The 12,198-nt window shown below is 39.4% G+C and carries 9 protein-coding genes; 5 read left to right on the top strand and 4 right to left on the bottom strand.

Going from position 1 to position 12,198, the window contains the following annotated elements; translation table 11 throughout:
* Positions 1-122 precede the first annotated feature (122 nt).
* From E4F24_RS13460 to E4F24_RS13450, 3 genes are all read right to left on the bottom strand, one after another.
* Positions 123-2,390 carry a M60 family metallopeptidase gene (locus E4F24_RS13460; RefSeq protein WP_140939629.1) on the bottom strand — a complete coding sequence of 756 codons (2,268 nt, stop codon included), beginning with the start codon at positions 2,388-2,390 and terminating at the stop codon, positions 123-125.
* Between the two features lie 106 nt (positions 2,391-2,496).
* Complete coding sequence (locus E4F24_RS13455) at positions 2,497-3,633, bottom strand: FecR family protein (protein WP_140939628.1); 1,137 nt, start codon at positions 3,631-3,633, stop codon at positions 2,497-2,499.
* A gap of 83 nt (positions 3,634-3,716) precedes the next feature.
* Positions 3,717-4,331: an RNA polymerase sigma factor gene (locus E4F24_RS13450; RefSeq protein ID WP_140939627.1), complete on the bottom strand. Its 615-nt coding sequence runs from the start codon at positions 4,329-4,331 to the stop codon at positions 3,717-3,719.
* Positions 4,332-4,712: 381 nt separating this feature from the next.
* Here E4F24_RS13450 and E4F24_RS13445 point away from each other — a divergent pair, with 381 nt between their 5' ends.
* The 5 genes from E4F24_RS13445 to bioA are packed head-to-tail and all read left to right on the top strand — an operon-like array spanning position 4,713 to position 9,333.
* Complete coding sequence (locus E4F24_RS13445) at positions 4,713-5,321, top strand: hypothetical protein (RefSeq protein ID WP_140939626.1); 609 nt, start codon at positions 4,713-4,715, stop codon at positions 5,319-5,321.
* The gene (locus E4F24_RS13440; protein ID WP_140939625.1) at positions 5,314-6,423 is read left to right on the top strand and encodes an aminotransferase class I/II-fold pyridoxal phosphate-dependent enzyme; all 1,110 of its coding nucleotides are present in this window, start codon (positions 5,314-5,316) and stop codon (positions 6,421-6,423) included. The genes E4F24_RS13445 and E4F24_RS13440 overlap by 8 nt, the downstream gene beginning before the upstream one ends.
* Positions 6,424-7,044 carry a dethiobiotin synthase gene (gene bioD, locus E4F24_RS13435; RefSeq protein WP_140939624.1) on the top strand — a complete coding sequence of 207 codons (621 nt, stop codon included), beginning with the start codon at positions 6,424-6,426 and terminating at the stop codon, positions 7,042-7,044.
* Between the two features lie 4 nt (positions 7,045-7,048).
* Positions 7,049-8,044, top strand: a complete 996-nt coding sequence (gene bioB / locus E4F24_RS13430; RefSeq protein ID WP_140939623.1) for a biotin synthase BioB — start codon at positions 7,049-7,051, stop codon at positions 8,042-8,044.
* Complete coding sequence (gene bioA / locus E4F24_RS13425) at positions 8,029-9,333, top strand: adenosylmethionine--8-amino-7-oxononanoate transaminase (protein WP_140939622.1); 1,305 nt, start codon at positions 8,029-8,031, stop codon at positions 9,331-9,333. Before bioB ends, bioA begins: the two co-directional genes overlap by 16 nt.
* A 32-nt stretch (positions 9,334-9,365) precedes the next feature.
* Here the strand turns inward: bioA and E4F24_RS13420 are convergent, their stop codons facing one another.
* Positions 9,366-12,023, bottom strand: coding sequence for a glycoside hydrolase family 38 N-terminal domain-containing protein (locus E4F24_RS13420; RefSeq protein WP_140939621.1), 2,658 nt, complete (start codon positions 12,021-12,023; stop codon positions 9,366-9,368).
* Between the last annotated feature and the right edge of the window lie 175 nt (positions 12,024-12,198).

Here is a 12,198-nt window from a genome sequence, read left to right as displayed (position 1 = left end):
ACTTTTGTGTGTTAGGTTTATCTCAATACTATTTAATTGCTTTAATTAAGACCTAGCTTTAATTGACCGGAGTGTTTGCCCACTCCGGTTTTCTTTGGTCTTTTACTTAACTATTTTGTTGATTAACGCTGCCCATATACTAAGGTTCGCGTTCCGTCCCAAGCAACAGCCTCTATTCGCGTAGATCCGGCAGGGTAACTTACCAGGGTAGTACTTCCATTAGGCGAATTTGTACCTACCATAGCAACCTTCACCAATTCGTTGTTTTTATAGGTTTCGAAGACTGTTACATTTTTCCAGACACTATGCGATACTGTTGCATTCCCTAGGCCTGTATTGACCGATATACCTTGATTGAAATCGCCTATTACAGGCAATTGGTTTTGGTAAGCGTTCAAACTATTTGCTGTTATATAGTAAATGACAGGGCTTTCGGGTTTTTTATACTTCTTGGCATATTGGATGAGTGCATCGCAATCGGCTTGCGTAATAGTTACGTTGGCCGAGGTATAGTCAGTTACGGTTCTATTTATAGGTTTCAACATACCTACCTTCACAAAAAAATCAGTTAAATCTTCTTGAAGGATATCACATACATTGCGCATAAAACTCAACTGAAGTTGTCCATTTGGTGTTCCTAATCCAACATTTGTAGTTCTTGCAATTTCAGCTAAATCTGCAAACCAATCGTATTTTTGCCAATCAGTACCTTCGGCCAGACGATAATAGAGCAGCAATTGCCATATCGGACATAGTTTAACAAAAGAATCACTTTCCCCATCTTGTCCTCGCTGGAATTGCCACAAGTCACCTTTGACAACACCATTATTTAAGAAGGAATTGAATCGTCCTCCTAATATCAGGTTACCTTCATCATCATACGTACGCTCTTTTTCAAGATTCATATCATCCGGAGTATAGCGATAGCGGGTTAATAAGGAATATATATTATTGGTTACTTCTGTTGTTCCAACCCATCTTAAGCTAGGTCGAATTTGGTTTACATGTCCTAATTCGTGTGCTATCGCCCATAGCCCTGAACTTTTTACGTTTACAGGATTAACGTAATTAGACATTAAACTTTTCTGTAAACCAATCCCGATTCCATCTGCAAATAATCCCGATTCAACAGACCTTCCAAACATATGGTTTTTTGGAATTCGATTGTATTTGGTCAAGCCCATAATGTCAAATTGCAATTTGACAAATTCATCATAAAGGTTGATTAACTCTAGACCGTCAGGGCAAAACAGCTTTAGAGATGCTGTAGTGTATGCCAGATTAATATAATTACCTTTTATATCAAAAAAATCTGTAACTGATGCGTTTAGTAATCTATTCCAATCTTCTTTTGTGTGTTTTTCTTTATCAAAATAACCATTTATTTTATGGTTCATAATATGCATCTTGATGGGCTGAAGAGTTAAGTATTTATCGGTGTAAAAATTAACATATCCCAGTCCGCTATTTGTTATCGGAACAACATTCATCCCAGCACGCAGTGTGTAGGTCCTGTTTTCATTCGTATTGAAATCGTAGACGCGAAGTGTAATTAGTTCTTCTTGTGTATTGCTTACCAGTATAACAGCTTCCGTGCCTGCTGTAAAGTAAATACCTGTAGGGTTTTCAAACTGATTGTATTGCGATATTTTCAAAACATTGGCAGTCGTTGCTACTAAAGGATAAGGTTGATATTCTTGAATACGAAAAAATTTATCATAATCCCCACGTAACATTTCTTGTGCTACTTTTCGATATACAGGGTTGGGGATGGTGTTAATGTCTTCAATAGTTATGTTTGGCTTTAGATCACTTAATAGACTGTCCGTAAAAACATGAGAATAGCCGTCTTTTTTACAAAAAGTTACTTCTCCAACACTTGACTTATTGTTTTTTCCTGAAAGAACTACAATTCTAAATGAAAGGACTCCTTTCATAGTTTTAGAAAATTCTATTGTCGAAACCTTATTGTTTTCTTTAAAATCATAAGTTCCTACCTTTTCATATAAAGGCTTATCTCTTCCTAGGTACCATAGTTCTACCTTACCCCAAAGGCCATCGTCGCTATCCGTACGGGGGGTGTAGATAAAATAATCTACTTCTTCAGCTTTTGTAAAGGAATAAGTAAGTGTATCAGATAAAGAATTTGTCTGGTACAGGGTATTGTTGTCTCTATCAAAAGATTTTGCAATTTCATTTCCGGTCAGATCAGAACTTGATGTCGCTCGAACAATTTTTAAAATCAGACCATCTTCTACAATTTCAGATTTTGGAAGGATTTCTTCCTCTATTATAGGTGGTATCAGTTCCTCCTCTATTGTAATCTTCTTAGCACATTGTGTTAGTGAAAGGGCAAATAGAAGCAGTAAATAAAAATATTTTATTCTCATAATTTAATAAATAAGTGTACTACAAATTGTGTTAGGTTTGATCTCTCTTAGGGGAGTGGATCAACACTCCGGTTATCTTATCATAATACTTAAGTCATTCGATTTGTTATCTTAATTCTATAGAAACCCTCCTTCCTTGGATTTTAAATTTAAGTTTGTAATTCTTTTCTAAGCTGTTTAAAACATCATTTAAGGGTAGGTTTCTGTCTAGCACGCCGAATACGGTCTTTCGCCCTAAAGAGGCAGGTATCTCGTCAAAACTCACATCATACCAGCGTTCCAGCTGTCGTAATATAGTGGGTAGCTCTGCATTGCTTAGCACGATCTCCCCTTTAGTCCAGGCAATGTACTCTTCTGGCTCCACGGGGATAATATACATCTCTCCATCATGTTGAATAGCTTGCTGATTCGGCTTTAATAATTTTTGTATGCCGTTTGTGGTTTGTACTGCCACACTACCTTCTACTAGTGTCGTCCGTGTGGCTGTCTCGTTTACATAAGCATTTACATTGAAGCGGGTACCTAGGACCTCAATGGTCTGTCCTTTAGTATGCACTATAAATGGTCGTTCCGTATCTTTATGAACTTCAAAGTATGCTTCACCGGTCAACTCCACTTTGCGTTCGGCTGTATTGAACTTCGTTGGGTAGGTTAGTGATGAGGCAGCATTGACCCAGACTTTTGTACCATCAGGCAATGTAAGACGGTATTGCCCGCCATTTGGGGTCGAGATGGTTGCATGTGCCACATCAAGACCGGATGCTACCGTACTTCCGTCTTCGTATTGGATACCATCTTCATGTATCTGTACACCTTCTTTTGCTTCACTAAGTTCATAGCTGCTTCCGTCAGCTAACGTGATTGTCGCTCTATTGGTTCCGGGCAATACGTCGTCACCATATAAAGAGGTAAACTGTGTAGACTGAGAATTGCCTGCGTTATGCCTGTACCAATAAATACTTATCCCAACAGAAAGAAAAATAAGAATAGCCGCAGCATATCTTATCCATCGTATCTTGCGCACTTTCGGTCTTGAATGCTGTATTCCCTGACTAATACACTCCTTAATTGTATTTCCCAGTTCTTTCTTTTCTTCCAGTGAGAGATTCTCAAATTCGTTGTGGTTTTTATCAATAAAACGATCCCATTGTTCAAGGAACATTAATTCCTCTTTGGTAGCTGTACCTTTAAGGTATCGCTTGATGATCTGCTTTAGCTGACGACTGTTTTTTTGACTTTCCATTTCGTTTCTTTAAGGCTGCTTATGGCCGCCTCTATATGTAAGTGACGGAACGAGCAGAAAATCCCAAAAGAAATTAAAAAAAATTAAAATTCTTTGTAGTAAGTGGTAAGGATGATTATTGAGGTCAGGAAATGCGCATACTTATTTCTCAATTCTGCCTTTGCCGTAGTCAATTGATTTTGCACCGTTTTTCGGGATACGCCCAGTTTTCCAGCTATGGCATCTGTAGAAAGTCCATCCAAATAATGAAGTAAAAATATCTTCCTTCTTTTTTCAGGTAACGCACTTATCCAATAATCCAGTAACTGCTGCTGCTCCTTTTCCCGAAGAGGAGTATCAGCAAAAAGGTGGGATACTACGGATTGTTCAAATTCCTGATAATAGAAGGTATCTAAAGGAAGTTTACTCAACTGCTTGTATGTAAGGAAACGAACAGATGAATGCAGGTAAGCCGAAAGGTTATCAATATTTATGGATTCTCTTCGTTTCCAGAGATCCATAAATATTTCCTGAACTATATCCTGACAAACTTCCTTGATTCGGACGCGATTGTACGCAGAACCATACAGAGAACTCCAATACTTGTTGTAGATGATTTCAAATGCCGTATAATCCCCTTCTCGCAGCCTAACCAGCAAGTCCTTTTCATCATATCGTGGTATTAAGGTCATTCCTTTTTGGTCGTTACAATTTTGCATAAAAATATTAATAATATTTTAATTATGAAATTTGAATTGATTTTAACAGCAGCTATTCCGATTTAGCTAGGAATATAGGAGTACGTTGCCATAAGATCTCTTCCCTGTTCAAAAATAGATCTATAGTATTAACTCTTATTAGCCAGTTGAATATAGTATTTCATTTCATAGCAAAACATTCGGTTGCTCCACCCTCTCGCACTCTATGTAGATTTCCGTAAACTATCATGAGTTTATTGTGTACTATCAGGTAGTTTATGATCGGCTCGTACAAAACGTCGCTTCCCCCAAGAAACAGCAACCGGACTATACATAAAATTAAAAGTGGCACCATTTGATTCGTCAACAAGATTCTACTTTTGACGCAAATTGAGGATATATATGTACAGTATACTACGACACCTTGTAAATAACAATGAATTGCATGCAAAATGGCTCAACACCTTATCTTTTATGGAAAATGCAGGTGCGAGAAAAATCTCTTTATGCGAGCATCCTACAAACGTTGATATCATTCAGCTCAAACATGCTGCCGAAGAACACCGTCATGCTTATTATTTAAAAAAGCAAATTGGTAAAATCAATTCGCATAGCTGTTTGACCTATAATAATAATGAATTACTGGCTGCAAATGCAACTCGGTATTATTTGCACGCCTTAGACATTCAAACCTGTCGCTACCTGAAAGAAAATTTTCAATTGAAGGGAAGTGCATTAAAATATGCGGCCTATTTATTTGTCACGTATGCCATCGAAGTACGTGCAGACGAACTTTACCCCCGATACCAAGAAGTGCTTACCGAACAAAATCACAAAGTGATGGTAAAATCAATCATCGTGGAAGAAGAAGGCCATCTCGAAGAGATGATACAGCAACTTAACACCTTTCATACGGATTGGGAAAGACATTCCATTCCTATTCTAGCATCGGAACAAAAACTATTTGATGACTGGATTACCGTTATTGAAAAAGAAATATTTCATGCTTAATACACTCGTAAGACTTAATCAGGCTTTAGAAGACCGAACGCAAAAAGATATCCTGAGACGGTTAAAACCACCAGATAAAGGCATTGATTTTTATTCGAATGATTATTTAGGATTCACACAGAACGTTCTGCTTCAAGAAATGCTTCTAAAAGAAATAAATAAACAGCCTTATCTTTTAAAAGGAGCTACAGGATCACGATTGATAAGTGGAAATACAGACTTCATGATGGAAGCCGAAGCCTTCTTAGCGAAAAAACACGGTGTAGAAAGCGCATTACTTTTACCATCGGGTTACTTGGCAAATATGGCTTTTTTTTCTTCCATACCGCAACACGGAGATACTGTTTTGATGGATGAATTTGTGCACAGATCCGTACGTGATGGTGCAAGACTATCCCCTGCCCGAAGATTAAAATTTGCCCATAATGATCTAAACCATCTAGAAAAATTATTAAAAGAGGTAAAAGGCTCCTGTTTTATAGCAGTTGAAAGCTTATATTCAATGGAAGGCGATTTTGCTCCTTTAGAAGAGCTTACAGAACTGGCTAATCGGTACCAGGCATGCTTGATTGTAGATGAAGCGCATGCATTCGGCGTGTTCGGGTATGGGCTGGTTGCCAAAAAAAACTTACAGAAAAAAATATTTGCCACCGTTGTGACCTACGGCAAAGCGCTGGGAATGCATGGAGCAGCTATATTGAGCAATCAAACAACCATCTCATATCTAGTCAATTTTTCTTCTCCGGTTATTTATACTACCGGGAGTAATGATTTGCATGCAATGAGTATTAAAAAGGGGTACGATTTTATGGAACATAACTCAACCCCGGCTCAAAATCTACAGAACAATATCAGGGAATTTAGACGTATTGGCCTCCCTACGCTATCGGATGCCCAAAGCCCGATTCAGACCCTGCCCATTCCGGGTATTTCAGCTGCAAAAAAACTACAACGGCATTTAATGAGCAAACGGTTCTTAACCTTTGCCGCTGTTAGTCCTACTGTCAAGGAAGGAGAAGAGCGATTACGTATCTGCCTGCATGCTTTTAATTCAAAAGAAGAAATAAATCAGTTAACCAATATTATCCGGGATTTTATTTAAATGAAAACTCCAAAAAAAATATTTGTAACCGGAATTGGTACAGGTGTCGGCAAAACGATTTGTTCAGCGGTACTCGTCGAGCATTTAAAGGCCGATTACTGGAAACCTGTTCAATCCGGAGATCTGGAGCAAACAGACAGCATGGTTATTAAAAATTTAGCAAATGACAAGACCGTTATCCACCCTGAACGATACCGTCTAAAACTAGCAGCTTCACCACATAAATCGGCATCGCTGGAAGATATTTCAATACATCCAGACGACTTTGCGTTGCCCGACACTAAAAATCACTTGATAGTTGAAGGAGCCGGAGGCCTATGGGTTCCGCTTTCCGAAGAGTTTTTCATACTGGATCTGATAAAAAAATTAAACCTGCCGGTGGCTTTGGTAGCTAAAGATTATTTGGGATGTATCAATCATACCTTATTATCGATTGAAACCTTACGAAAAAACACCATACCATTGGCCTTTTTCATCTTTAACGGAACCTTTGATGAAGACAGCCGTCGAATCATTAAAAAATCGCTGGATACACAAACACAAATTTTAAATATTCCCGATCTGGAAACAATCAAATCAATCGAAATCCGAAAAATTGCAAACAAACTAACAAATATCTAACAAGATGCAAACAACAAAACAATTAAGACACGATTGGACAAAAGAAGAAATTAATACCCTTTACCATCAACCCCTATTAGAACTGGTTTATCAAGCTGCTACTGTCCATCGTGATTGGCACAAACCTTCGGAGATACAGGTCTGTACGTTACTCTCCGTAAAAACAGGTGGATGCCCGGAAGACTGTTCGTATTGCGGACAAGCAGCCCGATATCATACCGACATCAAGGTACAGGCACTGTTACCTACAGAAACGGTAATTGCTCATGCACAAAAAGCAAAAGACGCAGGATCATCCCGGTTCTGTATGGCTGCAGCTTGGCGTGAAGTACGCAACAACAGAGATTTTGACCGCATCATTGACATGGTAAAAGGTGTGAATGAATTAGGTCTTGAAGTGTGCTGTACATTGGGAATGCTTACCGAAGAGCAGGCGTTACGATTACAAGAAGCAGGACTTTATGCCTATAATCACAATTTAGATACTTCGGAAGAATATTACGATGAAATTATTTCTACCCGAAAGTTTGATAACCGCATTAACACCATCAACAACGTTCGAAAAGCCGGGATTACCGTTTGTTCTGGTGGAATCATCGGTTTAGGTGAAACGCATACAGATCGAATTTCTATGTTGCTTACCTTGGCAACCATGCCCAAACATCCAGAGTCAGTTCCCGTAAATGCACTGGCACGTGTAAAAGGAACACCTCTTGAAGACCATCCAAAAGTAGCTGTTTGGGATATGGTGCGCATGATTGCTACCGCTCGAATCATTATGCCCGCCTCAATAGTACGACTAAGTGCCGGACGCATTGAGATGTCGGAAGAAGAGCAAGCCTGGTGTTTTATGGCCGGAGCTAATTCTATTTTTACCGGAGAACGCGAAACCTTACTCGTCACCCCAAATCCGGGAATTACTGAAGACATGCAAATGTTTAAGAATTTGGGATTACAACCGATGATTAAAGAAAAAGAAGCTACATGCACGACGATTTAAAAAGCCGGGATAAAAAAGTAAACTGGCACCCTTATACACAAATGAAAACTGCCTCTGACATCATTCCTATTGTCAGAGGACAGGGTGTGTATCTTTTTGACGATAAGGGCAACCGATACATAGATGCCGTTTCCTCATGGTGGGTTACGCTCCATGGGCATGCTCATCCGTATATTGCACAAAAAGTTTCTGAACAGTTGCATACCCTTGAACAGGTTATTTTCGCAGGTTTTACACACGAGCCGGCGATACGCCTTTCCGAAAATCTTCTGCAACTATTACCAGACAATCAAAGCAAGGTATTCTATACCGACAATGGCTCTACCGCCATTGAAGTAGCCTTAAAAATGTGCATTCAATGCGCACATAATAAAGGAATGAAGAAGACAAAAATATTAGCTTTTAACAATGCCTATCACGGCGATACGTTTGGGGCTATGTCTGTCAGTAGCCGCGGAATCTGGACACAGCCGTTCGGAGAAATGCTTTTCGAAGTCATTTTTATCGATGTCCCTACAAAAGACAATCTCCCGCTCCTAAAAAACATTATTGACCAGCACCTGGATCAACTGGCGGGCTTTGTATATGAGCCTCTGGTACAAGGTGCAGCCGGAATGTTGATGCATGATCCCGATGATTTGAGTGCTTTGATGAAATACTGCCGTTCGAAGAATCTATTAATGATTCAGGATGAAATCTTTGTTGGGTTCGGCCGTACAGGTAAATTGTTTGCAACAGATCATTTAACAGAGAAACCAGATATTATATGTTTCTCCAAAGGATTGACCGGAGGGACTTTTCCGTTGGGGCTGACCACATGTACAGATCTAATTTTCGACGCTTTTTGTTCCGACGATGCGCACAAAACCTTATTTCATGGGCATTCATTTACAGCCAATCCATTGGCTTGCACAGCAGCTTTAGCCAGTCTGGAATTGCTCTTAAAAAAAGAAACCCAGGAAGACATACAGCGAATTTGCAGGGAGCATGAAAAATTTGCAAAAGAAATGGCTGTACATCCAGCCGTAAAAAACGTGCGGCAATGCGGCACCATTCTCGCATTGGAGTTACAGATAACACAAAAGACTTCTTATTTCAACAAACAGCATAAAAACCTATACCCTTATTTTTTAAGTCAGGGGATCTTATTACGTCCACTAGGAAATATTATCTATCTGGTTCCGCCTTATTGTATTTCTACAGCTGATTTGAAATATATCTATCAAACCATTACAAAAGCACTGACTATGCCACCTAAACAATATTGCAAAACAAATTTATCTTCTTAGATTCCTTCTGTACCAGCGCAATCACTAAAAATCTACTGTAACACAAAACTGGCCGGAGCATAGGCATTAACATAATAGCTGAATTCCCCCGATACTATTTCTATCGGTTCTCCTTTCTTCTCCCCCCTTAAATCCACAGGCATTGCGCTGGATACCTTTATACCCTTTGGTAACGTTACTCTAAGATCCCCCGAAACTCCTGCCTGCTCCCACAAGCGCAACACGGTTCCATCCCCATCTGGATTTCTCCCAAATGCTGTAACCATTGTTCCTTTTCGTGACAATTGGATCCCTGCGGCAGTTGCAGGCAAATCGCCACCATTACCACTTACCAACGTTGACAACAGCGGGGAACGCGATTCTTCAGACGGTGTGATGATCGATTTCTCGTTATTAAAATCATCTGTAAACCATAAATCAATCCTTGCAGACCATGAGCCTTCGATCCATTCTGTAAAGTTCGTGCTCCAAAGATTATTATAGAGATTGACAAAAACATTAGGCTTTTCGGGAATAAAATACGCTGAATACTTCCACAAACCAGGCCTGTCAAGGCTAATACCGGGTGCATCAGGTGTAGAAATCCCTATTCCATGACCATTTCTACCAATTACCGCCATACCCGAATTAAGGAAATTATAATCAAAATTGCTTCCTTTAACGAAATCCCTCGCAGGGTCTACCACTCCACCCAATCTTGCCAATTTAAATGTCGGATCATCAACATTGAAGGGCAGACTTATCCAGCCCGCTTCCGGCCAAGACTCGGCTGGTTTACTATTGATATTCCAGATTAACTCAACATTAGGCCTGTTTCTGTATAAACTTACCGTAATACTATAATCGTGAGGAAGGTTCGCAGATACCGGAAAAAGCATCGTTGCGGCAACTGAAACATCATTTTTTGAGAACATAATTTTTGCGTTATTTCCCTTCACAGATACGTATGGCTCATCTGTTAAATTCGGCTTACCTACTCGATCACCATCTCCACTTTTTATATAGCTTTTTACGTAACTATCTGCATCTTTTTTACTAAAACGTTCGTATAAATATTGTCCAAATCCAAATTCGCCGTTTTTATCAACCATTTCCCTGCCCGAACTTTTTTCTACTATTGAACTGATACTCCCCTTAGCCGGGTCAAATTGGATCTTTAAATAGCTATTCTCTATCGTATTGGTTAATTCATCTATCAATAGCTCATTTCCTGAATTTTCCGGAACTTCATCAACCAATATATAATTCCGATAGCCGGATGCAGGTACATCATTAGCGATAAACTGAAGGATATTCCTTTCATTTGAAAAGGGAATAATCTCACCCGTTTCAACATCTTTAATCGCGCTGCCCTTATGGGATGAGCTAGGCGCCTTGACCGTCACCAATCCACTTCTTTTCCATGGAAGCGGATTATAAACAAAAATCCTTTTTCCTTTGATGTTAACCTCATTCGCTAATTCCCTTAATTGTCGGTTCAAGGAAGGAGTAACAATCCTGTCAGCGGAAAACACACGGTCAGCTTTCTCCTTCCATGATTTTTCAATATCCGTATATGCCCCCTGTGCACGTTGCATTTTAAATTCATCTCCATAGCTCCACGTACCATTTTTACCATGAGGCATTGCCATTCCGAAAGTATGCTCATCAAATAGAAGCTTATTCGTGTAAGCATCTGATAGCAGCTCCGTTATATGATACCCCTTAGGCGACCAAATATCATATAGCGTATTAAGCGACTCCAATGAGAAAAGATCCTTACTAACCCTACGGGAATCTTTAACCTCCCGTGGCATAGACATATACCCATGTATCCACGTGTCTGGCATATCTCCGCGAACAACAGGTAATGAGGGATTCTCTCTCATAATAGCATCATAAAAATCAGACATTCGGCCAATGCTAACTTTTGCATTCGGAATTTTTTCCTGGATTTCTGCTAAATATTTATCAATTGTCTCTGCCGTTGGCGGACCTGCGTTATTCCCATTTTGCATAATCGCTAACCAAGTTTTATAGGGCCAGTTTGGAGGTGGCAGTAAAGAAGTACCATAATTCTCTTTCCAGTACATTGTCATCAATTTTGATCCATCAGGCCCCTCCCACCAAAATAAGATTGGTACATCAGGAGTTCGAGGAGCAGCATTACTACCTATCTGAAGAAATTTCACTCCAGCATGAGATAACATTGTCGGCAATATCCAGGAGTGACTTGGCACATCTGACATTTTTGCATCTATAGCTAAGGACAAACCGTACTTCCGTGAAATAGCAGACGAAATATTCATGCCCCGAACCAACGCTTCAGGATCGCTGGATTCGGTCTCTACCGTAAAAGGCAAAGCGTGTAAAACAAAACGTCCCTTTATGAGAGCCTCCTCTACTTTTGACTTGACCTCAGGGAGACTCTGATTAATCATTTTCAGCATCGGCCAACTAGGAACTGTCCAAACAAATTGTTTCTCGGGCAGCCGATCTTTACTCCTTTCTATGATGTTAAAAGCATTTTCCATCATAGAAGTACTATACTGCTGCACAACAGCTTCAGCATAATCCGTGTACCCAATATCAAAATGTGTTTTAAACACAACCACTATTTCTTTAACAGAACTATCCACCTGCTGTTGAGCAAATGACGAAGAGCTAACAAAGAATAACCAGCATAAAAAAAATAATATCTTTTGTTTCATAATATTTTATTTTCAAATACAATAATTCCTTTTCAGGCATCAATTCTTGCGTAGTTTTTCTGCCAACAACTTTTTATCTCAAAATATTTACCAACAATGTATATACATATTAAATAATTAATATTTCTATGTTAATTCAACATCGATCATTTAAAATCCCACTCCCCGGGTCATC

Source organism: Sphingobacterium lumbrici, assembly GCF_006476045.1.
Taxonomy (GTDB): Bacteria; Bacteroidota; Bacteroidia; order Sphingobacteriales; family Sphingobacteriaceae; genus Sphingobacterium; species Sphingobacterium lumbrici.
This window is presented reverse-complemented; position numbering and strand designations above follow the sequence as displayed.

Coding starts and splice junctions, on each gene's coding strand:
- E4F24_RS13420 (WP_140939621.1), bottom strand. CDS start 12,023: ATGAAACAAAAGATATTATTTTTTTTATGCTGGTTATTCTTTGTTAGC.
- E4F24_RS13460 (WP_140939629.1), bottom strand. CDS start 2,390: ATGAGAATAAAATATTTTTATTTACTGCTTCTATTTGCCCTTTCACTA.
- E4F24_RS13445 (WP_140939626.1), top strand. CDS start 4,713: ATGTACAGTATACTACGACACCTTGTAAATAACAATGAATTGCATGCA.
- bioD (WP_140939624.1), top strand. CDS start 6,424: ATGAAAACTCCAAAAAAAATATTTGTAACCGGAATTGGTACAGGTGTC.
- bioA (WP_140939622.1), top strand. CDS start 8,029: ATGCACGACGATTTAAAAAGCCGGGATAAAAAAGTAAACTGGCACCCT.
- E4F24_RS13440 (WP_140939625.1), top strand. CDS start 5,314: ATGCTTAATACACTCGTAAGACTTAATCAGGCTTTAGAAGACCGAACG.
- E4F24_RS13455 (WP_140939628.1), bottom strand. CDS start 3,633: ATGGAAAGTCAAAAAAACAGTCGTCAGCTAAAGCAGATCATCAAGCGA.
- E4F24_RS13450 (WP_140939627.1), bottom strand. CDS start 4,331: ATGCAAAATTGTAACGACCAAAAAGGAATGACCTTAATACCACGATAT.
- bioB (WP_140939623.1), top strand. CDS start 7,049: ATGCAAACAACAAAACAATTAAGACACGATTGGACAAAAGAAGAAATT.